This window comes from Eggerthella guodeyinii (genome assembly GCF_009834925.2).
GTDB lineage: Bacteria > Actinomycetota > Coriobacteriia > Coriobacteriales > Eggerthellaceae > Eggerthella > Eggerthella guodeyinii.
The window spans coordinates 2,469,153-2,492,487 of record NZ_CP063310.1 but is presented as its reverse complement, the minus strand read 5'-3'; the positions used below and the strand labels follow the sequence as shown (position 1 = coordinate 2,492,487).

General features: G+C 66.9%; 19 protein-coding genes. 10 read left to right on the top strand and 9 right to left on the bottom strand.

All coding sequences use genetic code 11. The annotated features are described in order from the left end of the window. Window position 1: 1 nt before the first annotated feature. From GS424_RS10505 to GS424_RS10495, 3 genes are all read left to right on the top strand, one after another. On the top strand, window positions 2–2,062 hold the full coding sequence (locus GS424_RS10505; protein WP_160942256.1) for a heterodisulfide reductase-related iron-sulfur binding cluster: 2,061 nt from the start codon (window positions 2–4) through the stop codon (window positions 2,060–2,062). Window positions 2,063–2,143: 81 nt separating this feature from the next. Then, window positions 2,144–2,980, top strand: coding sequence for an NUDIX hydrolase (locus tag GS424_RS10500; RefSeq protein WP_160942257.1), 837 nt, complete (start codon window positions 2,144–2,146; stop codon window positions 2,978–2,980). After that, window positions 2,965–3,792 (top strand): MBL fold metallo-hydrolase, encoded by an 828-nt coding sequence (locus GS424_RS10495; RefSeq protein WP_160942258.1) that lies wholly within the window; start codon window positions 2,965–2,967, stop codon window positions 3,790–3,792. The genes GS424_RS10500 and GS424_RS10495 overlap by 16 nt, the downstream gene beginning before the upstream one ends. A 325-nt stretch (window positions 3,793–4,117) precedes the next feature. On the opposite strand, the gene fadK is transcribed toward GS424_RS10495, so the two are convergent. Further along, window positions 4,118–5,743: a medium-chain fatty-acid--CoA ligase gene (fadK, locus tag GS424_RS10490; RefSeq protein ID WP_160942366.1), complete on the bottom strand. Its 1,626-nt coding sequence runs from the start codon at window positions 5,741–5,743 to the stop codon at window positions 4,118–4,120. A 566-nt stretch (window positions 5,744–6,309) separates the two neighbouring features. Here fadK and GS424_RS10485 point away from each other — a divergent pair. Together GS424_RS10485 and GS424_RS10480 are read left to right on the top strand one after the other, a co-directional pair. After that, window positions 6,310–7,188, top strand: a complete 879-nt coding sequence (locus GS424_RS10485) for an enoyl-CoA hydratase/isomerase family protein (protein ID WP_154332210.1) — start codon at window positions 6,310–6,312, stop codon at window positions 7,186–7,188. Between the two features lie 102 nt (window positions 7,189–7,290). Then, window positions 7,291–7,905 carry a flavodoxin family protein gene (locus GS424_RS10480; protein WP_160942259.1) on the top strand — a complete coding sequence of 205 codons (615 nt, stop codon included), beginning with the start codon at window positions 7,291–7,293 and terminating at the stop codon, window positions 7,903–7,905. Between the two features lie 185 nt (window positions 7,906–8,090). On the opposite strand, the gene GS424_RS10475 is transcribed toward GS424_RS10480, so the two are convergent. Further along, window positions 8,091–9,401 (bottom strand): CaiB/BaiF CoA transferase family protein, encoded by a 1,311-nt coding sequence (locus GS424_RS10475; protein ID WP_160942260.1) that lies wholly within the window; start codon window positions 9,399–9,401, stop codon window positions 8,091–8,093. 349 nt (window positions 9,402–9,750) lie between these two features. On the opposite strand from GS424_RS10475, the gene GS424_RS10470 reads away from it, so the two are divergent. The 3 genes from GS424_RS10470 (at window position 9,751) to GS424_RS10460 (ending at window position 13,547) form a co-directional block, all read left to right on the top strand. Continuing rightward, complete coding sequence (locus GS424_RS10470; protein WP_160942261.1) at window positions 9,751–10,899, top strand: acyl-CoA dehydrogenase family protein; 1,149 nt, start codon at window positions 9,751–9,753, stop codon at window positions 10,897–10,899. A gap of 323 nt (window positions 10,900–11,222) precedes the next feature. Next, the gene (locus GS424_RS10465; RefSeq protein WP_235904753.1) at window positions 11,223–12,488 is read left to right on the top strand and encodes an MFS transporter; all 1,266 of its coding nucleotides are present in this window, start codon (window positions 11,223–11,225) and stop codon (window positions 12,486–12,488) included. Between the two features lie 111 nt (window positions 12,489–12,599). Next, a complete protein-coding gene (locus GS424_RS10460; RefSeq protein WP_160942262.1) occupies window positions 12,600–13,547 on the top strand; it encodes a LysR family transcriptional regulator in 948 nt (315 codons plus the stop codon). Here the strand turns inward: GS424_RS10460 and GS424_RS10455 are convergent. From GS424_RS10455 to GS424_RS10425, 7 genes are all read right to left on the bottom strand, one after another. Beyond that, complete coding sequence (locus tag GS424_RS10455; protein ID WP_160942263.1) at window positions 13,537–14,124, bottom strand: hypothetical protein; 588 nt, start codon at window positions 14,122–14,124, stop codon at window positions 13,537–13,539. The genes GS424_RS10460 and GS424_RS10455 overlap by 11 nt on opposite strands. A 23-nt stretch (window positions 14,125–14,147) precedes the next feature. After that, window positions 14,148–15,074, bottom strand: coding sequence for a LysR family transcriptional regulator (locus tag GS424_RS10450; RefSeq protein WP_160942264.1), 927 nt, complete (start codon window positions 15,072–15,074; stop codon window positions 14,148–14,150). Window positions 15,075–15,221: 147 nt separating this feature from the next. Then, window positions 15,222–15,518 carry a ferredoxin family protein gene (locus GS424_RS10445; protein ID WP_154332204.1) on the bottom strand — a complete coding sequence of 99 codons (297 nt, stop codon included), beginning with the start codon at window positions 15,516–15,518 and terminating at the stop codon, window positions 15,222–15,224. After that, entirely contained in the window at window positions 15,515–16,810 is a 1,296-nt protein-coding gene (locus GS424_RS10440) for an FAD-dependent oxidoreductase (protein WP_160942265.1), read from the bottom strand. The genes GS424_RS10445 and GS424_RS10440 overlap by 4 nt, the downstream gene beginning before the upstream one ends. Before the next feature lie 27 nt (window positions 16,811–16,837). Next, window positions 16,838–17,728, bottom strand: coding sequence for an electron transfer flavoprotein subunit alpha/FixB family protein (locus GS424_RS10435; RefSeq protein WP_160942266.1), 891 nt, complete (start codon window positions 17,726–17,728; stop codon window positions 16,838–16,840). A 27-nt stretch (window positions 17,729–17,755) separates the two neighbouring features. Continuing rightward, window positions 17,756–18,526, bottom strand: coding sequence for an adenine nucleotide alpha hydrolase family protein (locus GS424_RS10430; protein WP_160942267.1), 771 nt, complete (start codon window positions 18,524–18,526; stop codon window positions 17,756–17,758). A gap of 53 nt (window positions 18,527–18,579) precedes the next feature. Beyond that, the gene (locus GS424_RS10425) at window positions 18,580–19,734 is read right to left on the bottom strand and encodes an acyl-CoA dehydrogenase family protein (protein ID WP_160942268.1); all 1,155 of its coding nucleotides are present in this window, start codon (window positions 19,732–19,734) and stop codon (window positions 18,580–18,582) included. Between the two features lie 496 nt (window positions 19,735–20,230). On the opposite strand from GS424_RS10425, the gene GS424_RS10420 reads away from it, so the two are divergent. Further along, on the top strand, window positions 20,231–21,439 hold the full coding sequence (locus GS424_RS10420; protein WP_154332199.1) for an acyl-CoA dehydrogenase family protein: 1,209 nt from the start codon (window positions 20,231–20,233) through the stop codon (window positions 21,437–21,439). 275 nt (window positions 21,440–21,714) lie between these two features. Continuing rightward, window positions 21,715–23,199 (top strand): aldehyde dehydrogenase family protein, encoded by a 1,485-nt coding sequence (locus GS424_RS10415; protein ID WP_160942269.1) that lies wholly within the window; start codon window positions 21,715–21,717, stop codon window positions 23,197–23,199. Window positions 23,200–23,335 lie beyond the last annotated feature (136 nt).

The following is a 23,335-nucleotide window of genomic DNA, read 5'->3' as shown; positions in this document are numbered from 1 at the left end:
CGTGGAGGCGGCGACGCCCGCGCGCGAGGCGCTGTGGAACATCGAGGGGTCGTGGATCATGTACCCCTGCTTCCTGGTGGTGCTGGCCGTGGCCGCGTACTTCTTCGTGCGGCGCTACCGGCTGTGGAGGATCGGCCGTCCCCTCGAGCGCGCCGACCGCCCGCGCGAGCGCCTGAAGGGCGCGTTCTTCGACGCGCTTTTGCAGGCCACCGTGGTGCGCGAGCGCGGCATCGGCATCGCGCACCTCGGGATGTACGTGGGGATGGCCGTCATGGTGGTGGCCACCGTGAGCTACGCGGCGCAGGTGGACCTCGGGGTGGACATCGCGAAGGGGGACTACTACCTCTACGTGCTGGCGCTCGGCACCGACATCGCCGGCCTGGCGTTCTGCATCGCGATGGTGGCGTGCATCGTGCGGCGCGCGGCGGGCCGCAACCCCGCGCTCGACACGAAGCCGGCCGACATCGTCGTGCTCGTCTGGTTGCTCGTCATCGGCGTCACGGGCTTCGTCGTGGAGGGGCTGCGCATCGTCGGGACGAACGACCCCTGGGCCGCGTGGTCGCCCATCGGCAACCTGTTCGCGCAGGCGCTGTCGGGCCTCGATGCCGCCCAGGTGACGCTCGCGCACCAGGCGCTGTGGTGGTTCCACATGGCCATCGCCTTCGGCATCCTGGCGTACTGGGTGTACTCCAAGCTCGTGCACGTGCTGCTCGTCCCCGCCACGGTGTACTGCCGCCCGCTCGAGCCGAAGGGCACGCTGCCGTTCGTCGATCTGGAGGACGAGGAGCTCGAGGAGTTCGGCGTGGGCAAGCTGGAGGACTTCACGTGGAAGGACCTGCTCGACGCCGAGGCGTGCGTGCGCTGCGGGCGCTGCGAGACCGTGTGTCCCGCGCACGGAAGCGGCAAGCCGCTGTCGCCGAAGGACCTGATCCAGGCCCTCGACGCGCATCTGGAGGAGCGCGGGCCGCTCGTGCGCGCCGAGCGCAGGGCCGAGGCGGCGGGCGGCGCGTTCGAGCCGACCGAGCAGCAGCGGGCCGTGCTCGACAAGGCGCTCGTGGGCGACGTGGTGGCGCCCGAGGCGCTGTGGTCGTGCACCACGTGCGGCGCGTGCATGGAGGCGTGCCCGGCGCTGCTCGAGCATGTGCCGAAAGTGGTGGGCATGCGCACCTACCAGGTGTCGATGGAGAGCGCGTTTCCCGCGGAGGCGAAGGCGGCCTTCCGCAACCTCGAGACGAACGGCAACCCGTGGGGCCTGGGGTGGCAGAGCCGCCTGGCGTGGGCGGAGGGGCTCGACGTGCCCACGCTGGCCGACCGGCCGGACGCTGAGTACGTGTACTGGCCCGGCTGCTCCGGCGCCTACGACGCGCGCAACCGCAAGGTGTCGCGCGCCCTCGTGGCGCTGCTGAGGCGCGCCGGCGTGGACTTCGCCGTCATCGGCGCGCAGGAGAAGTGCTGCGGCGACGCGGCGCGCCGCATGGGCAACGAGTTCGTGTACTACCAGCTGGCAACCGAGAACATCGAGACGCTGCAGCGCTTCGGCGCGAAGAAGATCATCGTGCAGTGCCCCCACTGCGCCCAGGTGCTCGAACGCGACTACCCGCAGCTGGGCGGCACGTTCGAGGTGGTGCGCCACGCGCAGCTGCTCGAACGGCTCGTGGCCGAGGGGAGGCTGCCGGGCGCGGCCGAGGCGGGCGCGCATGCGGCGTTCGAGCGCGTCGCCTACCACGACTCGTGCTACCTGGGGCGCTACGCCGACGTGTACGACGAGCCGCGCGCCGTCGTGGCCGCGAGCGGCGCGCAGGTGGTGGAGATGGAGCGCGCCCGCGAGAAGAGCTTCTGCTGCGGCGCGGGCGGCGGGCGCATGTGGCTCGAGGAGCGCGAGGGGCAGCGCATGAACGTCCTGCGCGCCGAGCAGGCCCGCGCGACCGGCGCCGACGCCGTGGCCACCGCCTGCCCCTTCTGCCTGTCGATGCTCGAAGACGGCCTCGCATCGCACGACGACGCGCCGCCCGTACGGGACATCGCCGAACTGTTGTCCGACGCACTTGCCCTCGAGCGGTGATACCATGAGGTGAACCCCCTTGCGCGCGGTGCGCGAAGGGGGCAAACCGAGATGGATGATAGGTGCGCACGGAGGTGGCCTATGAACGCGTGGAGGTCGGGCGAGACGCTCGAGGTGCCGATGAGCGAGCAGCTGGCCCGCACGTACGAGGAGTTCCGCGCCGCGGGGGCCGCTCCCGTCGCGCCGAGGCTCGCGGCCACCGTGATGCTCGTGCGCAGCCCGCGCGAGGTGTTCATGCTGCGCCGGGCGGCGACGATGGCGTTCGTGCCGGAGGCCGTCGTGTTCCCGGGCGGGGGCGTGGACCCGCGCGACGCCGACGCGCCTTGCTCGTGGATCGGCCCGGACGAGGAGGAGTGGGCCCGTCGCATGGGCACGAGCGCCGACGTGGCGCGGCGCGTGGTGACGGCGGCCGCGCGCGAGGTGTTCGAGGAGTGCGGCGTGCTGCTGGCCGGCGACGAGCGCGGCGTCTGCGCCGTGGACGCCGCGCAGCCCGCGTGGGCCGAGGAGCGCCGCCGGCTCGTGCGCCACGAGGCCTCGTTCGCCGACGTGCTGAGCCGCCACGGCCTCGCGCTGCGCACCGACCTGCTGGGCCTGCGCTCGCACTGGCTGACGCCCACGTTCGAGCCGCGCCGCTACGACACCTACTTCTTCGCCGCGCTCGCGCCCGCCGGGCAGGAGCCCGACAGCCGCACCACCGAGGCCGACGGGGCGGGCTGGGCCGACCCGCGGCTCATGCTCGAGCGCGGCGCGGCCGGCGCGCTGCGCCTCGTGCCGCCCACGGCCTACAACCTGGCCCACCTCGCGCACGCTCCCAGCGTGGAGGCGTTCGCGGCGGGCGTGGAGCGCGCGGGCCGCGTGATGCTCGAGCCCGCCGTGCGCGACGGGGGAGAGGCGGTGCTCTCATGCCGGCTGCCGTAGCGCGACGCGCCGCCGTCGCGGCGGGCGCGCCCGCCTGGGGAAGCGGTCGCGTGTCGGCGCACGCGCGCGTGATCCTCGCCGACAACCCTTCGCCGCTCACGTACCTCGGCACGAACACCTGGGTGCTGGCCGATCCCGGCTCGCCGGCGTGCGTCGTGGTGGATCCCGGGCCCGACAGCGCGTCCCACCTGCGCGCCGTGCAGCGCGCCTGCGCCGAGGACGGGCGCGCGGTGGCGGCCGTCCTCGTGACGCACGACCATGCCGATCACGCGGAGGGCGCCGAGCGCTTCGCCGCGATGACGGGCGCGCCGGTGCTCTCGCGCAAGGGCGGCACGCTGCCCGACGGGCCGCTCGACCTCGGTGCGGACGCGCCGCGCCTCGAGGTGATCCCGCTTCCCGGGCACGCGAGCGACCTCGTGGGGTTCCTCGTTCCCGCCGACGCGTCCATCGTGACGGGCGACATGCTGTTCCGGCAGAGCTCCACGCTCATCTGCTGGCCCGACGGCAGCCTCGCGGAGTACCTGGACAGCCTCGAGCGCCTGCGCGCCGCGGTGGAGGCGCACGGCGTCACGCGGCTGCTGACGGCCCACGGCCCGCTCATCGACGACCCGCTCGACGCCATCGATCGCGCGCGCCGCCATCGCCTCGACCGCCTCGAGCGCGTGCGCGCCGCGGCGGAGGCCGGCGCCGGCTCGGACGTCGAGCGCATCATCGAGGCCGTGTACCAGGACGTCGACGTCCGCCTCGACCCCGCCGCCCGCATCAACATCCAAGCCCAGCTGGAGTACCTCGAGCAGCAGGGGCTTCGGTAAAGCACGGGCGCGCCGTCCGCGCTGCGCGGCTGGCCCGTTGCGGTCCCGCCGCGCGGGCGTTTCGCCGCTCGTGGCAGGTTTTGCGAGTTTTTCGTCGCGTTTCGCCCGGATGCGGCCACGGCTGCGCGCTCGGCTGCCGAGTCGTTCTCGTCGTCCCAGGTTGGAAGCGAGCAGGGAAGCGCGCTCCATCGAGCGGGGTCGAGAGACGACGAATTTCTCGCAAAACCTGCCACGAACGCAACGAACCGGCGATGCGTGCGCCGCGTTGCCGGCAAGCGTCGCGAAAAGCGAAGGATCGGGGGCTCCCCCGATCCTTCGCTCGCGACTACTTCATGCGCTCGGCCAGCTCGGCGGCCAGCAGATGGCGCTTCACCTTGCCGGTGGCCGTCTTCGGTATCTCGTCGATGTACTCGATGCGCTCGGGCCACAAACGCTTCGCCACGTGGTGCTCGGCCAGGAAGTCCGTGATGTCGGCCAGGGCGGGGCGCTCGTCGCCCGTCGCCACCGCGAAGGTGCAGATGCGCTCGCCCAGGCGCTCGTCGGGCATGCCGATGGTGGCGTGGTCGCCGATGCCGGGGCACTCCATGAGGTTCTCGTCGATCTCGTTCGCGCAGATGTTCTCGCCTCCGCGGATGATGATCTCCTTCTTGCGCCCGTTGATGCGGATGCGGCCCGCTTCGTCCATATAGCACAGATCGCCGCTGTAGAACCAGCCGTCGTCGTCGAGCGCGCGGTCGGTACGTTCGCGATCGTTGAGGTATCCGACGAACTGGTGCGGCCCGCGCGAGATCTCCTCGCCCTGCGTTCCCGGCGCCACGTCGCGATGGTCCGCGTCCACCACGCGCACCTCGATGCCGGGGAAGGGGATGCCCGACCAGGCGCCGTTCCACTCCAGGCAGTGCTCGGGCGGCACGAACGCGTGCGGGCAGCTCTCGGTGGAGCCGTAGCATTCGCACAGCAGGATGCCGTGGGCGTGGGCGCACTGCACGAGCGTGCTCGGCACCGGGGCGCCGCCACAGATGAACAGGCGCAGCGTGTCGAACGAGCCGAGGTTCTCGGCCGTGAGGTACTTGAGGATGTCGTAGATGAACGGCGTGGCGCCCATCGACCAGGTGACGCCCTCGCGGTTGCACAGCTCGAAAGCCCCCGCGGCGTCGAAGTGCTCCTGCAGCACCGTGCGCCCGCCCAGGATCATGGGGGAGATGAGGCCGTGGTAGAAGCCCGTCGCGTGGTTGAGCGGCGAGGGCATGTACATGACGTCGTCCGCGGTGCGCCCGAGCCCCTTCACGTAGGAGCGCTCGGAGAACAGGATGTTGTTGTGCGTGAACAGCACCGCCTTCTGGCGGCCGGTGGTGCCCGACGTGGACAGGATGCACGCCACGTCGTCGGACGACGCGGCGGCGCGCTCCCGCACGGGCTCGAACGAGGCGCAGATGCCGCTCAGGCACGGCGCGCCGTCGGGCGCGGGGGCCTGCTTGTCGATGAACGCGATGGACGTCAGCGTGGGGATGCGGTCCTTCACGGCGTAGGCCTGCGCGACGAAGTCGCAGCGATGGAACTCGGTCGGGCAGATGAACGCGCGCGACCCCACCTTGTTCATGTTGTAGACGAGGTCCTCGTCGTTGAAGTTCGGGGGCACGGGGTGCATCACGGCGCCGCACTTGAGGCACGCCACGTACACGATGCAGAACTCGGCCCAGATGGGCACCTGGAACGTCACGACGTCGCCGGGCCGCACCCCTTCGGCGATGAGCCACGACGCCAGGCGCGCAGCCCGGTCGTCCACCTCGCCGTAGGTGTACGACGACCCTTGGTCGTCGGTGACGTACGTGCGCTCCGGATGGGAGGCCGCGCGGTCGGCCCATACGTCGCCGATGGTCTTGTCGGTCCAGTACCCCTTCTCGTAGTAGAATCGCTTCCGCTCGGCATTGATTTTGAGATCGGTAATCATCACCCCTGAGTCCTCTCTTGATGACGGCTCGCTTCTCTCATCCGGCGCTCCTGCCGGATGCTCCGCTTGACTCGATCTGCCTGCCCGCTCCTCCGGATCCCCTCCGGCCCGTCCCGCACGATGCGGCGAGTGCCAGGCGCTGCGCATGGAATCCCATGCCTTGCTCAGTGTCCTCCATTGTAGACCCCTCGGTGATGGTCGATGATCCACATTTGTGGGTATACTCATAGGAAGTTCCTATGTGTTGATAGCCAGAACCTATTAATATATAAAATACCTGTTCAAGCTATGGTTTAGAGGTACGGGCAGCAGGGGATTTCGCGGGAGACGCTTTTTCGAAATCGAGGCAAACCTGAAACGATATGAGTACTCGTTTCAGGAAAATGATGGACAAAATATAAAGAATGAGAAGTTTCGATTTGGTATGTTAGACAGTATCAGCCGATTGTCCGTAGATTAATCGCGCGTATCCGTAGATCATAGAGAAGGGCCGATGAGCACGGCCCGTATCGCGTCCCAGGACGCAAGCGAACGATATGAAGACTACAGGGAAAGGGGTAGTGCCAATGAGCGTGTACCAGGAGGATTACCATCTGCCGGAGTTCGAGTACGACTACGAGAAGCTGATCATCGACCGTCGCGGTCCGGTGTACGTGTGCAGCTTCAACGACGCCGCGAACCTCAACGCCATGTCGTACGCCCAGATGGCCGAGTTCAACGACTTCCTCATCAAGGTGCGCATGGACAAGGATTGCCGCGCCATCGTGCTGACGGGCGAGGGCAAGTCGTTCTGCGCCGGCTTCAACCTGAACGACCTGGCGCTCGAGCCGCCCGAGGACATGGGCCGCATCCAGCGCGACTTCTACATCATGCAGCGCATGTGCTCCGACCAGATCATCAACATGCGCCGCTGCGAGCAGCCCATCATCGGCGCCCTCAAGGGCTACGCCGTGGGCGGCGGCCTGTCCATCTCCTGCGCGTGCGACATGCGCGTGCTGGGCGAGTCGTTCAAGATGAACGCCGGCTACCTGTCCATCGGCTACACCGGCACCGACATGGGCGGCGCGTTCTTCCTCCCGAAGATCGTCGGCTACGCCCGCGCCTGCGAGATCCTCATGAACCCCAACCGCTTCGGCGCCGAGAAGCTGCTGGAGTGGGGCTTCGCCAACAAGGTGGTCGCCGACGACGACGTGGTTGAAGAGGCCGTGGCCTTCGCCCAGCAGATGTGCGACGCCACCGCCCCGTTCGGCCTGCGCCTCACGAAGGAGTGCCTGCAGGCCTCCCTCGACGGCACGAGCTTCGAGAACGTCGTGAAGATGGAGAACCGCAACCAGGTGCTGGCCTCCAACACCACCGACGGCCGCATGGGGACGCTGAAGATGAACCCGAAGAACAAGCAGGACGTGAAGGACAACCCGGAGAAGTACCAGTTCCACAACCTGTAAGGCGCACGGCGCACAAGCGCGCTCGCCTCGGTCGCCCCCGGCCCGCACTGCGGTCGGGGGCGCTTCGCATTTCGGCGCGTTTCGACGAGAGAGGATGAGGGCATGCGGATACTCGCCATCAACGGGAGCCATCGGCCGGGCAAGGGGACGGCGGCGCTGCTGCAGGCGGCGCTCGACGCGGCGCGCGACGCGGGGGCGGAGACCGAGCTCGTGGAGCTCGCGCGGCTCGACATCGGCTACTGCATCGGGTGCAACGCGTGCCTGGCGAAGCCGTCCTGCACGCTGTCCGACGACATGGACGGCCTCGTGGAGAAGATGAAGGCGGCCGACGGCATCGTCTTGGGCTCGCCCGACTACTTCGCGAACGTCACGGCGCGCATGAAGACGTTCATCGACCGCACCCGCCCGCTGCACATGACGGCCAACGCGCTCAAGGGCAAGGTGGGCGGCATGGTGACCACGTCGGGGCTCGTCGACTGCGGCGCCGAGGAGACGCTCGGCGCGCTCGACCGCTTCTTCGCCACCCATGAGATGCTCGTCGTGCACCCGCGCCCCGCGGGGCCGGTGCAGGCGAACGGCACGGCGGCGTCCCAGTTCGCCGGCTTGGACGACGAGGGCCGCATCCGCTGGCGCCGCGTCCAGGACGACCGCACCGCCTTCGCCTTCGCGCGCCAGCTCGGCACCGACATGGTCGAGCTCGTCGAACGGTTGGGGTAGGCTACAACCAGAACGGATGTTTCACGTGAAACATCGAGCCGCGTGCGCTCCGCGCCGCATCGCGCCGGGGGGCTTTCGGCTGGCGCCGCCCCCGCCCCGGCCCTCTGCTGCGCCGAGGCGGCGGTGGGGCGCAAAGAAGAGCCGCAGCGCGATGCTGCGGCTCTTTCGATCGGTGCGGGGGCTGCCTACCAGTTGCAGGGGGCCTCGCCGGCGATCTGACGCTCGGACTTGAAGATGACGTCCGGCACCTCTTCGCCGTGGTAGCACTTGATGGCTTCCTTCTCCTCCATCTCGGCGATCTCGGCGTCGCTGTAGCCCAGGTCCTGCAGGAACTCGGCCGTGTGGTAGCCGATGGGCTTCGACAGGATGATCGGCGGATCGCCGTAGTCGTCGAAGCGCAGCGGCGACATGGGGATGGCCTTCTTGCCGAACGCCTCGTACTCCACCCAGCGCAGCGAGTCGTTGTCGTAGGCCTCTTCGTCCTTGATGATGTCGGTGTAGCGGAAGCACTTCTGGTGGGGCACCTCGTGCTCGCGCAGGATCTCGTCCCACTCCTCGAACGTCTTCGTGGCGAAGGAGTTCTCGAGCCAGCCGATGACCTCATGCTGCTTGCCGGAAGCCTTGAGGGACGGCAGGTTGCAGGTGTCGGGCTGGTCCTTGTGCTCGTCGTTGCCCGTGATCTCCATCATCATGTTGTAGTACTTGTCGTACTGCGGCATGCAGATGAGCATCCACTTGTCGTCGGACGTCTTGTAGGTGTTGTTGAAGGGGTTCGGAACCGCCTTGCGGGACTTGGGGTAGGGCGCGCCGAACTGCGTGGCCATGACGCCGATGTTGCCGCCCCAGATGGCCGCGCCGTACAGGTTGCAGGTGACCTTGTCGCCCTTGCCCGTGCGGGTGCGGTTGAACAGCGCGGCGAGGATGCCGCCGGAAAGGATGGACGCCGCGTTGTAGTCGCCGAACGCCTGAGGCGGGATGGCGGGGGACTGGCCGTCCTCGCGGAACACGTTCGCCACGCCGCCGCGCGCCGCCCAGCACACCGCGTCGAAGCCGGGGGTGTCGCGCTCGGGGCCGAACTCGCCGTAGCCGCGCATCTGCGCCCAGATGAGGGTCGGGTACTTCTCCTTGAGGGAGGCGTAGTCCAGGCCCAGCTTCACGAGCGCCTTGTCGCGCAGGTTGTTCACGAACACGTCGGCGGTGGCCAGCAGCTGGTGCATGACCTTGGAGCCCTCTTCGGTCTTCAGGTTGAGCGACAGCCAGTTCTTGTTCGTGTTGTTCAGGTCGATGGTGGGATCCTCGCGCTCGGTCTGCTCGCATCCGAACCCGGGGCCCTGCGTGCGCTGTGCATCGCCGTGCAGGGGCTCGACCTTGATGATCTCGGCTCCCATTTCGGACAGAACGCGCACCGTCGCAGGTGCCGCCACCCATTCGCACAGCTCGACGACCTTGACGCCGTTCAGAGGACCATACCCGTTCAGTTTCTCTGTCACTGACATACGACGGTTCTCCTTTCTTCGATGACTTGTTGTTTTCCTCCTGCAGATATACTCACATGTCATCCGTTTTGTTGCTATGGACAATTATTTATACTTGATGGTCGCTTGTTCGTTTTGGTGGGTTGGGAGGGTTTCACTCACAGGTTCACCGATTTGTTGGCCATTTGCCGGGGAGAGGGGGTCTCAATCGGCGAATTCGTCCGTCCTTTTGGTTAATTCGGCAGATTTGGGGGTGATGCGGCGGGGCAGTCTCAGTATACTGGTAACAAGTAATCCCTGCTTGCAGCGTTGCGGGGGCCCGCGGGAAGAGCGCGGGCGCCGCGGCGTTCTGAAGGAAAGAAGGCACCCTGTGGATTTCGAATTGACCGATAAGCAGCGCAAGCTCGTGGAGGCGTTCCGCGCGTTCGGCGAGGAAACGTTCACGCCCGAGCACGTGCACCAATGGCGCCGCGACCAGGGCCTGCCCGACGAGGTGGTGAAGGGGTTCGTCGACCTGTACTTCGGCCTCGAGGATCTCGAGGACGGCGAGGGCACGTTCAGCCTGTGCTCGCAGGCGCTCATCATCGAGGAGCTGTCGCGGTGCGCCGGCGCCACGCTGCCGTTCCAGAACGACCTGTTCAACCTCTCCATCGTGCGCCAGTTCGCCGGCGCGGGCGAGTTCGCCGACGTGCTGAAGGACTACCGCGAGACGGGCCGCCTGCTGTTCGCCCTGGCCATCTCGGAGCCGGAGGCCGGCTCGGACGCCATGAACATGCAGACGTACACGCGCACCGTCGACGAGCACCTCATCCTGAACGGGCGCAAGACCTACGTGAACAACGGCGAGTACGCACCCTATATCATGGTGGCGGCCATCGATCGCGACAAGGAGGCGCCGGGGAAGTACCCGCCCATGACGTTCTGGCTGCTGCCGCGCGACCTCAAGGGCGTGAGCGCGTACCCCATCAACAAGATCGGCCAGTCGATGCTGCCGTTCGCCACCCTCGTGTTCGACAACGTGGAGCTGTCGCCGGCCTACCGCCTCAACGGGCGGCAGGAGGGCTTCCGCCAGCTGTTCCGCCTGCTCGAGTTCGGCCGCGTGACCACGTGCGCCTCGTCGCTGGGCATGGCGCGCGCCGCCATGGAGGACGCCGTGGCCCACGCGCGCAGCCGCAAGGCGTTCGGCGTGCAGATCGGCCGCTTCCAGCAGATCGAGCAGATGCTGACGGACATGGAGGTGAACATCTCCAACATGCGCTCCATGCTGTACCGCGCGGCCCTGGCGGTGGACAACGGCGGCCCCGACGAGCGCCTGTCCGTCGCGCTCATGAAGCGCTACGTGCCCAACGCCGCCACCGAGGTGGCCTCGGGCGCCATGCAGATCCTCGGCGGCATGGGCTATACGGAGGGCGCGCGCGTGAGCCAGCTGTGGCAGGACTGCCGCGGCAACCAGATCGCGGAGGGCACCGACCAGATCATGGTGTACATCGCCTCGCCGCTCATCATGGAGAAGTACTGAGACCGCCGGTCCCGGCGCTCGAAGGCGACGAACGGGGCGCCCGCCGCACGATGCGGCGGGCGCCCCTTTTTCATGCTTTGGTACAAGCAAGGCGGATAGTCCTGCGCAAGTGCTCAAAACTATTACTCAATTGTTCAATATTATCCATTGTACAGCTCATTTCTGGGTCAGTTCCGATGTTATGACCATTCTCGTGTGTCGGACAGCACGGAATAATGACTGCTAGAGAGCCTGCTCTAAGCAGATAGTGTCAGGGGTGCCGTTCCCCTTCGCGAGCGCTCAATCCCGCGGAGAGGGACGACGGAGAAATTTAGGAGGACAAATTGAGTACCGCAGCTAAGAAAGAGAAGATGAGCGTGCGCCACATGCTCGTCGTTCTCACGGGCATCATGATCACCTTCGGGTGCTCGGCCCTGTGCTTTTCCACGTGGGGCCTGTTCCAGCCGGTCGTCGCCGAGGGCCTGGGCGTGCCCACCACGGCGTTCGCCCTGTACGTCACGGTCATGTACCTCACGATGACCGTCGCCTCGCCGTTCGCCGGCAAGCTCATCCAGACGATGGACATCCGCATCATCCTGAGCGTCTCCGCCTGTCTCGTGGGCGGCGCGTTCATCCTCATGAGCTTCTCGAACGACATCATCATGTTCTACATCGCCGCCGTCCTGCTGGGCCTCGGCGAGATCTCCATCCTGTGGCTGACCATCCCGCAGCTCATCAACCGCTGGTTCCACGAGCGCGCCGGCTTCTTCATCGGCCTGTGCATGGCGTTCACCGGCATCGGCGGCGCGCTGTGGTCCGCGCTGTTCACCGCGCTGCGCTCCGGCGGCATGGACTACCACACGATCTACCTGATCTGGGGCGTCATCGCGCTCGTCACGTCGCTTCCCTTCACGCTGTTCTGCATCCGCAACCGTCCCGAGGACGTGGGCCTGTCCCCGTACGGCGCCAAGGTCGCCGCTGACGGCGGCGCCGTCAAGCCGACCGGCATCTCGGCCAAGCCGGCCATGAAGATGCCCGTGTTCTACGCGCTGTGCCTGTTCGCCGGCATCATCAACGTGGCCGTGCTCATCGCCCAGCAGTTCCCCACCTACACGAAGACCCTCACCGACGCCACGTTCGACGTGCTTGTCGTGGGCGGCCTCATGGCCACCGTCATGATGGTGGGCCAGGCCATCTTCAAGATCGTGCTGGGCGCTGCGGCCGACAAGAACGCCAAGGGCGCGCTGTGGTTCGCGTTCGTGGCCGGCGTGGGCGGCGTGCTGCTGTGCTGGCTCGGCTCCGCGTCCGAGTACATGATGTACGTGGGCTCCTTCATCTTCGGCGCCTTCTACGCCACGGCCGTCGTGCTCGTGCCGATCGTGGTGAAGCAGGTGTTCGGCCTGCGCGACAACGCCATCATCTACTCCCGCATCTCCACCGTGTTCAACTTCATCGCCGCGTTCGGTTCGATGATCTGGGCTTGGATCGGCTCCTCGTTCGGCTTCAACGCCGTGTTCGTCGTGGGCCTCGTCATGATCGTCGCGGTGCTGCTGCTCGGCCTGTACTCCTTCGCCCAGGCGAAGAAGCTCCGCAGCCAGTGGACCGACTAAACACGGGTATACTCTGCTAGATCAGCTCTGCACTTCGGTCGGGGGCCCGCTTCGGCGGGCCCCCGCCGAGCGTCTTCTTCAAACCGGTCGAGATCGTGGGGGAGCATCGCAATGAACCTGTCCCAGCTCTACTACTTCAAGAAGCTCGCCGAACTGCAGCACTACACGCGAGCGGCCAAAGAGCTCTACATCGCCCAACCCACGCTCTCCGACGCGATCAGCTCGCTGGAGAAGGAGTTGGGCGTTGCGCTGTTCTGCCGCGACGGCCGCAGCGTCAGGCTGACGTCGAACGGCAGCGAGTTCTACCGCTACGTGAGCGACAGCCTGCGCTCCCTCGACGACGGCGTCGACGCGATGAACCGGCGCAAGGAGCAGCTGGGCGGCACCATCAACCTGGGGGCGACGTTCACCGTGCAGGACGACTACCTGCCGACGCTGCTCAAGGCGTACCGCGAGCGCTTCGGCGACGAGGTGCGCATCGAGACGTACCAGGCCTTCACGAACTACCTCACGCAGAGCCTGCACAACGAGACGCTCGACGTGACGTTCTGCGGGCGGCGCGACCACGAGCCCGACATCGAGTACTTCCCCGTGCTGAACCGCAGCCTGGAGCTGGGCGTACGCGTGGACCATCCGCTGGCCGACCGCGCGTCGGTGTCGTTCGACGAGCTGCGCGACCAGCGTCTCATCACGTACCGCCGCGGGACGCCCATCGGCGAGGAGGTGCAGCGCCTGCTCGCCCGGAGCTCGCTCGAGGGCGTCGAGGCGCTCTACGACGACGACATCACCATGGCCTCGGCGCTGTCGGTGGACGGCGGCCTGGGCGCGCTCATGCTGAACTCCATCGGGCTCAAGGTGTTCTCGAACATCACGACGGTGCCCCTCGAGGGCGTGCGCCCCGACTTCTACTGGGTGTACCTGGCCAGCAGCGCGAAGCACGCCAAGACGGCGGCCGTGCAGTCGTTCATCGAGTTCGTGAAGGGGTTCGACGCCGAAGGTGCGGGGATCGACCTCGGCTACCGTCCCGAGCGGCCCGAGGGCGCGCCTCCTAGCGCGTGACGGCCTCGCGGTGCACGCTTTGCGCGACGAGCCCCACGCGCTCGACGTAGGCGTACAGCTCGAAGCCGCGCTTGCAGTGGAACGTGCAGCTGACGCAGGGGTCCTCGTCGCAGTAGGCGTAGGCGTCCTCGTCGCCCAGCGCGAACACGAGCGGCGGCCGCTTGCCCGGCAGCACGTACTTGAGCTGCATCCCCGTGAACGTCTTGAGCGCGATCCAGCGCGGCTCGCAGCCGTCCTCGCGCACCTTCCAGGACACGCGCAGCGCGTTCTGGTCGAACCCGCCCACCACGTCGTAGGAGAGCTCGATCGCGTCGGCGCAGGAGGCGGCGTCCGCGGCCGCGAGGCGCGCCAGGGAGCCGTCGCACGCGGCGGGGTCGGGGGCGGGGGCGTAGGGCAGCTCGATCGTGGGGCGCCGCCCGCCGCCCGTGAGCTGCGGGCCCTCGCCGCCGTCGACGCCCACGAACACCGCCGCGCACCCGTCGCAGCCGTAGAAGGGGATCGGCTCGTCGAACACGCCGGGCTTCCAGGTGGCGCGGGTGCGCGTGGGGCTCAACGCGGTGCTGTCGGTGTCTGCCATGGCAATCCTCCGGGAAAATCGAATCAGTCGATGTAGCGGGCGTTCGGGTCGGTGGCGAGCGCCTTCGTGTCGGCGACGTACTGGATGAAGTGGTCCACGCAGTACGGGTGGTAGTTCTTCGTGCTGTAGGCCATGTACACGCGGTGGTAGCAGCTGCGGCGTTCGAGCGGGCTCAGGTAGAAGGGCCTGACCACCACGTTGTCGACGCTGCGCAGCAGGAAGGTGTCCAGCATGATGGCCGCCTCCACGCCGTTGGCCGCGAAGCCGGCGAGGATGGACTCGTCGAGGTAGCTGTACTCGACGTTCTTGATGTCGCGCTCGTCGAGCATCCGCCTGATGGCCCGTCCCAGCGGGATGGTGTCGACGTAGGTGATGAGGTGCTGCTCGTACAGGTCGGCCGGCGTGATGAACGCCTTGTCGACCAGCGGGCAGTCGGCGCTCATGGCCACGACCACCTTCTGGGTGAGCACGGGCACGTACGTGAGGTCGGGGTCGTCGTCGCCGCGCGCGCAGAACACCACGTCGTAGCAGCCGCTCAACAGGTCCTTCACGAGGGGCTGCGAGGTGTCCTCGCGCACGCTGAACGCGACGCCGCCGGTGGAGGCCTTGTAGCCGTTGAGGAGCTTGGGGATGAAGTCGGTCTGCACGGTGATGATGCAGCCGAGGTCGATCTTGCCGCCGTCGCTCGTGCCGGCGTAGTTCTTCATGATGGCGATGCCCTTGTCGATCTGCTCGAGGCCCTTGTTCACGTAGACGAGGAACTCGCTGCCGTACTTCGTGAGGTGGATGTTGCGGCCCGTCTTCTGGAACAGCGACACGCCCAGCTCCTGCTCGAGCGAGCTGATGGCGTTCGAAAGCGAAGGCTGCGTGATGTAGAGCTCCTTGGCCGCCTTGGCGTAGTGCTGCAGGTCTGCGAGCTTGCGGAAGTAGTACAGCTGCGAAAGGTTCATTGGTCGCCCCCTGGGGTCTCACGCCGCATCGAACACCACCTCCATTATACGGGTGAATGACGAGGAGATTGCCACACAAAATGGCTGATCTAGGGGTTTTCGCCCCGCTCCCTTGTGCGCGCGAGGGAGCGGGGCGCCGGGAGGGGCCTATCCGTAGCGGTACTCGACGCCCATGGTGGGCTGGGGGTACTCCCAGCGCTCGAGGATGGTGGCGCCGCACAGGATGCGGCACGTGCCGCACTCGAGGCACCCGGCGTAGTCGAACGACAGGCCGCCGTCCTCGTCGAACTTGTACAGCGCGGCGGGGCAGGCCAGCACGAGCTTGCGGAACTCGGCGCGGTCCGCGTCGCCGACGAGCTCGATGTGCGCGTGGCCCTCGTCCACGTTGTACTTGTTGAGCGCCAGCTTGGCGTCGACGTTGACGCTGATGACGGGATCGCTCATAGGGCCTTCATCCCCTTTCTGCCGTCCTGGGCCAGCTGCCACAGGCCCACGCGCTTGAGCGGGCCCAGCAGCTTGTCCTTGACGCGCTGCTGCGGATGCCCGTCCACCTTGAACAGGTTGAGCATGACGTCGCGGGCCATGGCCGGGTACTCGTTGAAGATGCGCGTCGTCTCCTCCATGTAGTGCGGGAAGCGGCGGAAGCGCTTGAGGTCCTGCAGCACGTAGCAGCCGTCGAGCAGCTGCTCGTAGGCGGCCAGACGCGGTGCCGACACGTCGTCGGCCTCGAGCGCGCGCATGACGGCGTCGGCCGCGAGGTCGCCCGAGCTGACGGCGAAGTCCATGCCGCGCACCGAGTAGCCCAGGTTCATGCAGAGCATCGCGGCGTCGCCGCACACGAGCACGCCGTCGCCGTAGAGGCGCGGCACCATGGCGAGGCCGCCCTCGGGCACGAGGTGCCCCGAGTACTCCACGAGCTCGCCGCCCTTGACGAGCGGGGCGATGTCGGCGCGCTGCTTGAAGTCCTCGAGCATCTGGTAGATGGGCACGTCGCCCGCCGCGAGGTCGGACAGCGTGGCCACGAGGCCGAGCGAGATCGAGTCGTCGTTCGTGTACAGGAACCCGCCGCCCACGCGGCCCTTCGTGCAGTCGCCGGCGAACATCCACGCCGCGCCCTCGCCGGGCGCGCACAGGAAGCGGTCCTCGATGACCGACGGCGGAAGCGCAATGGTCTCCTTCACGCCCACGGCCATCTGGTGGGGCAGGGGCGTTCCGTCGGCGAGGCCCGCCTTCTGGGTGAGCAGCGAGTTCACGCCGTCGGCCAGCACGGTGACGCGCGCCTCCACCTCATCGCCGCCGGCGACGACGCCGCATACCTTGCCGTCGCGCACGATGAGGTCCTCCACGGCGATGCCGTAGATGAAGTCGGCGCCCGCCTCCTCGGCCTGCTCGGCGAGCCATTGGTCGAAGGGCCCGCGCAGCACCGCGTAGGAGTCCTTGCCCGACTCGCGCAGCTCGTCGGCCGTGAAGTCCATCGTGAACAGCGCATCGGGCGCGGCCAGCGAGATCTTCTCGTGCGTGATGCGCCGCTGCAGGGGAGCGCGCTCCTCGAAGTCGGGGAACACGCGGGCGAGCGCATGCGTGTAGATGCGCCCGCCGGTCATGTTCTTCGCGCCGGCGTAGTTGCCGCGCTCCACCACGAGCACGGCGAGGCCCGCGGAGGCCAGCCGGTAGGCCGCGACCGCGCCGGCGCACCCGGCGCCGACGACGATCGCGTCGAATTGATCATCGGACATGGGGATACCTTTCCTCAGCCCGGTCCGCTAGGACAGCTTCTCGACGAGGGCCGGCAGCGCCTCGTGCAGGTCGCCCACGAGGCCGAAGTCGGCCTGGGCGAACACGGGCGCGTTCTGGTCCTTGTTCACGGCCACGATGATGTCGGCGTTGTGCACGCCGATCATGTGCTGCATCTGGCCGGAGATCCCGACGGCGAAGTACACCTTCGGCGACACCATGCGGCCCGACACGCCCAGGTAGAGGTTCTTGGGCAGCCACTTCTCGTTCTCGGCGAGCGGGCGGGAGCAGGCGATCTCGCCGTGCACGGCCGAGGCCAGGCTGCGCGCCAGCTCGAGGTCCTCCTCGTGCGCGAAGCCGCGCCCGGCGCCCACGATGACCGACGCGCGGCCCAGGTCGGCGCCCACATGCGGCACCTCGTGCGTGCCGCGCAGCTTGAGGGGCTTCTCCGGCGCGACGAACGCGCGCGCCTCCACGACGTCGGTGCCCGACGCCTCGGCCCCGTCGAAGGCGGCGCCATTGCAGGAGTAGAAGGCCACGGGCCCCACGGCATGCTGCTTCTTCGTGGCGAGGCCGCCGAAGTACAGGCTCTCGGCCTCGGCGCCGTCGAGGGCGGTGATGTCGCTCATCACGCTCGTGTTCGCGTGGGCCGCGAGGCGCCCGCCCACGATCTTGAGGCGCGGCGTGGGCTCGAACAGCACCACGTCGGGCGCGGTTTCGTCGAACAGCGCGGCCACGGCGCCGTAGGCGTTCTCCACGAGCTCGCCCTGCGGCAGCTCCACGGCGAAGGCCTTGTCGGCCACGCCCGTCGCGGGGTCGGTGCCGATGGTGACGAGCAGGACCTCGTCGGCGAGCGTGCGGGCTCCGGCGCAGAGCTCCTTCTGCGCATCGGCCGATTCAGCGATAACGAATGCTTTCATGATGGATGCCTCTCTCTCGTCTACCGACTACGCGCGGACGGCCGCGGCCACGGCCGACGCGAACGCGTCGAAGTCGCCGTCGTTTTTCATGTCGAACACCTGGCGCTTGCGCTCGGCCAGCTCGGGCGCCGTGATGCTGGCGGTCTCCACCGCGGGGCTCGTGTCCACGCCCGCGTCCGCGGCCGAGGTCACCGTCGCGGGCTTCTTGCCGGCCGCGAGGATCTCGCGCATGCCCGCGATGCGGGGGAACGCGCATTCGGGCGTCACGGCCACCACGGCGGGCAGCGGCACCTCGATCTCCTCCACCACGTCGCTCAGCGTGCGCTCCACCACCACGGCCCCGTCTTCCAGCTTGATGGACGAGACGGCGTTGATCACCGGCAGGTCCAGCTCGGCGGCCAGCTGCACGTCCACCTGGCCGGCGTACATGTCGGCCGAGCCGTCGCCGCACACCACGAGGTCCACCTCTCCGATGCCTCTCACGAGCGAGGCGAGGGCGCGCGCCGTGGTGCGGGCGTCCGCGAAGGCGAACGCGTCGTCGGCGATCATGCGCAGCTCGGCGGGGCCGCGCGACAGGATGCTCTTCTTCACCTTGAGGTCGTCGGCCTTCGCGTTGCTGGCGCTCACGGCGTACAGCGTGGCGCCCGCCTCCTCGGCCAGCAACGTGGCCGCCTCGATGGCGTTGAGGTCGTACTCGCTCACGATCTGATGGGCTTTGGAGTAGTCGAGGGTGCGGTCGGATGCGACGGCGATGTCCTGGTCGTCGGGCACCACTTTCACCGCTACGGCAATGTTCATTCGGGTTCCTTTCGCTCGATGGGTACGATTGCTCTCGTTCGTGCCTGGTCGTCTTACTTCGCGTAGCGCTTGAGGATCTGGCGCCCGGCGATGTAGCTCATGATCTCCACGGTGCCGCCGGCAAGCTGGTTGCCGCGCAGGTCGGTCCAGATGCGGCCGACGCGGGAGGCCGTGGTGTAGCCGAGGGCGGCGAAGATCTCCAGCGCCATATCGGCCACCTTCGTGCAGCCCACCGTGGCGTAGCGCTTGAGCAGCGCCGCCTCGGTGCGCACCGATTCTCCCTGGTCGAGCTGCCACAGCGTCTTGTACAGCATGTTGCGGGAGTTCTCGAGGATGGTCTCCATCTCGGCCAGCATGTCCTGGATCATGGGGTTCCAGCCGATGGGCTTGCCGAAGGCGTAGCGCTCGTTGGCGTAGGCGGCCGCGTCGTCAATGCACGCCTGGGCGAGCCCGAGCGACTGGGCCACCACGAGGCAGCGCTCGATCTCGAAGTTCTTCATGAGCAGCAGGAAGCCCTCGCCCTCCTTGCCGAGGCGCATGTCCTCGGTGAGCACGACCTCGTCGAAGAACACGTCGACGAACGGGATGATCTGCTGGCCGATCTTCTCGAGCGGGGCGGTGGACAGGCCCGGGGTGTCGGTGGGGATGAGCCACAGCGACATGCTCTCGTTGGCGTGGGCCGGATGCTCGTCCTTGGACACCACGAGCATGTAGGGGGTGTTGCCGCCGTTCGTGACCCAGGTCTTCTGGCCGTTCATGATGTACGTGCCGTCGGCCTGGCGCTTCGTGTACGTGCTCATGGCCTTGTTGTCCGAGCCGGCGCCCGGCTCCGACAGCGCCAGCGAGGCGATGGGCTTGCCCGACTTGTTATATTGGTCGACGACGAGCGACACCTGCTCGGGCGTGCCGAACTCCGCGACGTCGGCCGTGGCCAGCATGGCGGTCATGAACGGGGTCATGCAGCCGGTGGCGTGGTACAGCGTCTCGGTCATGAGGCCCAGCGTGAGCTTGTCGCAGGGGATGCCGCCGCACTCCTCGGGCAGTCCCATGAAGGCGAACCCCGCGTCGCGGTACGCCTCGCCGATCTCGTCGGGAATGCCGTGGTTCTCGTACATGGCGCTGACGGTCTCCTCGTCGAAGTACCGGTCAGCGAATTCCTGGATGCTCTCGACCAGCAGTTCCTGATCGACGGTCAGGCTGAAATCCATAGTCAACGCTCCTTTTCTGTCCAGTGTCTTACCCCGCATGCGTGCGGTTCGTCCCCGTTCGCCCCCGGGTTGGCGGGGGCCGTGCTGCCGCACTTGTCTCGTTCTAACGGTTGCTTCGTACAGTTTGCACCCAGAATCACGTCAATGTCCAATAGGTTCTTTTCAGTGATTCATAGGTTAATCCATAGGTTTCTTCTATCGATGAAGGGGGACAACCGGACAAGGACGTTCGTATGATGGTGGTATGAAACGCTTATGATCAGGTAAAATATAGAACGTCGAAACGGGAATCCGGAGCGCTCCACCCGGGGAAAAGCGGAAATCGGCGGCGAATCATAGCCAAAACCTATCTTTGGCACATGATTCATCAATGATTACCTATTGGACAAAATAATCGTTTAGGGTGCAAACTGTGATCAACGCGGTTGCCACTCACCAATACCGGAGACGAAGCAACCCGAAACCCGCCGTCTGGCACTACGTTGAAGGAGGATGTATGAGCAAGCTAACCCCCGAGGAGTTCCGCGAGTACCTCAAGACCGTGCGCGCGCTCGCCGAAGGCCCGTTCGAGGAGATGCAGAAGGAGGTCGAGGTCACCAACAAGTTCCCGCAGGAATTCTACGACCTGGCCATCGAGAACAACCTGTACCGCTACGCGCTGCCCGAGGAGTACGGCGGATGGGGCCTGTCCGAGAAGGAGATCCTGCAGGTGCAGGAGGAGTTCTCCCGCGGCCCGGGCGGCATGCGCATGCACCTGCACTACGCGGCCGACCTGAACTGGCGCATCCTCGACGACTACGGCAAGCCGGAGCTCAAGGCCGAGTTCATGGACAAGTTCCAGGACAAGACCATCTTCACGAACTTCGCGCTGACCGAGCAGACGGGCGGCACCGGCGCCGACCTGCACACCACCGCGCTCAAGGACGAGAACGGCAACTACGTGCTCAACGGCGAGAAGTGGCTCATCTCCCACACCGACTGCTCGCAGTACGCCTACGTCATCGCGGTGACCGACCCTGACAAGAAGGGCGACGAGCGCCTGTCCGCCTTCTTCGTGCCCATGGACACGCCGGGCTTCGAGCTCGTCCCCATGCCGCACATGATGGGCTGCCGCGGCGCGGGCCATGCGGGTTTCAAGATGACCAACGTCGTGCTCGACCCGAAGTACCTGCTGGGCGAGGAGGGCCAGGGCATGGAAGTGGCCATGCACTCGCTCGCCATCTCCCGCGTGCACATCGCCGACTCCAACCTGGGCATGTCCCAGCGCATGCTCGAGATGTCCATCGCCCGTGCCCGCGACCGCGTGACCTTCGGCAAGCCGATCATCCAGCGCCAGGCCATCAAGATGAAGCTGGCGAACATGGCCACGAACATCCACGCGCTGCGCTGCATGATCATGGACTTCGCCGACGAGTACGACGTGGACCCGCACAACGAGTTCGTCGACGAGAAGGCCGCCATGTGCAAGCTGTTCTCCATCGACACCGTGAAGATGGTGTCCGACGAGATGCTCGAGATCTTCGGCGGCGACGGCTACTTCGAGGATTCGCCGTACGGCCCGACCGAGCGCCTGTACCGCGACTGCCGCGCCATGTGGCTTGAGGAAGGCGCTCCCACCGTCCAGCGCATCACCATCGCGCGCGGCGTGGACAAGCACGACGGCCACGTGGAGTACGCCGACTGGATCGCCGGCACCGCCCTGTAAGCTCTTCCGAAACCACCTGCACCGTTTTCCCTTATCAAGCGAAGGGCTCCGGCAACCGCCGGGGCCCTTCGCCATTGCAGGGACGGGAGGGGGCGTTTGCGCAGATGCTGCACATAAACGTTCCTTTATTGTTACCTGTGTGGCATCAATCGAGAAAACGGTACCGCTCGTGTAAACGTTCGGCAACGGGGGCGGGGACGCGGGACGCGGGGGTGTATCGTGGCCGCAACGGCCTTGAAGGCCGGGCAGCGACTCTCGTGCGAAAGGAAGCGCCCATGAACAACCCTGCTCAGAAATCCTACCAGCTCTACATCGACGGCCAGTGGGTCGACGCGTCGGACGGCGGTACGCTCGACGTGTACTGCCCCGCCAACGGTGAGCAGCTTTCAACCATCGCCGACGCCACGAAGGAAGATGTCGACCGCGCGGTCGACGCCGCGTGGGAGGCGTTCAAAACCTGGGGCAAGACGACGAAGGCCGAGCGCGCCATCATCTTGAACAAGGTGGCCGACCTCATCGAGGAGAACGCCGAGAAGTTCGCGCTCCTCGAGTCGCTCGACAACGGCAAGCCCATTCGCGAGACGCGCGCCATCGACGTGGCGCTGTCCGTGGACCATTTCCGCTACTTCGCCGGCGTGCTGCTGGCCGACACGGGCGAGGCCGACAAGCTGCCCGGCAACCTGCTGTCCATCGTGCTGCACGAGCCCATCGGCGTCGTCGGCCAGATCGTGCCGTGGAACTTCCCGTTCCTCATGGCCGCCTGGAAGCTGGCCCCCGTGCTGGCCGCCGGCGACTGCACGGTGTTCAAGCCCTCGTCCACCACGTCGCTCACGGTGCTCGAGCTGGCGAAGCTGACGCAGGACATCATCCCGGCCGGCGTGTTCAACGTCGTCACGGGCCGCGGCTCGAAGTCGGGCCAGTACATCCTCGACAACCCGAAGATCAGCAAGCTCGCGTTCACCGGCTCCACCGAAGTGGGCCGCGACGTGGCCCGCGCGGCGGCCGAGCGCCTCATCCCGGCCACGCTGGAGCTGGGCGGCAAGTCGGCGAACATCGTCTTCGACGACGCCAAGTGGGACATGGTCATGGACGGCATCCAGCTGGGCATCCTGTTCAACCAGGGCCAGGTGTGCTGCGCCGGCAGCCGCATCTTCGTGCAGGAGGACATCTACGACAAGTTCGTGAAGGACGCCTGCGAGGCCTTCAGCAAGGTGAAGGTGGGCATGCCCTGGGAGGACGACACCCAGATGGGCAGCCAGATCGACGAGAACCAGCTCAACAAGATCCTCGAGTACGTGGAGATCGCGAAGCAGGAGGGCGGCAAGGTCCTCTGCGGCGGCGAGCGCAACACCGAGGGCGACCTCGCGAAGGGCGCGTTCATGAAGCCGACGCTGCTCGAGGTGCCGAACAACTCGTGCCGCGTGGCGCAGGAGGAGATCTTCGGGCCCGTGGCCGTCGTCATCAAGTTCAAGGACGAGCAGGAAGTCATCGACATGGCGAACGACTCGGTGTACGGCCTGGGCGGCGCCGTGTGGACGCGCGACATCAACCGCGCCTTCCGCGTGGCCGAAGGCATCCAGACGGGCCGCATGTGGGTGAACACCTACAACCAGATCCCGTCCGGCGCGCCGTTCGGCGGCTACAAGGAGTCGGGCATCGGCCGCGAGACGCACAAGGTGATGCTCGAGCACTACACGCAGACGAAGAACATCATGATCAACCTGGGCGAGGAGCCGAGCGGTTTCTACCCGGCGAAGTAGGGCTCGCATCCAGTATGTACGTGAGCGCCCCCGGGTTCCCCCGGGGGCGCTTTTTTGCGCGCCGCCGCATGCTGGCGATCGCCGCGCTTTCACGTGCGGGCGGTGAGATGGCGCTTGCCCCCTGCTCGACCCTTCA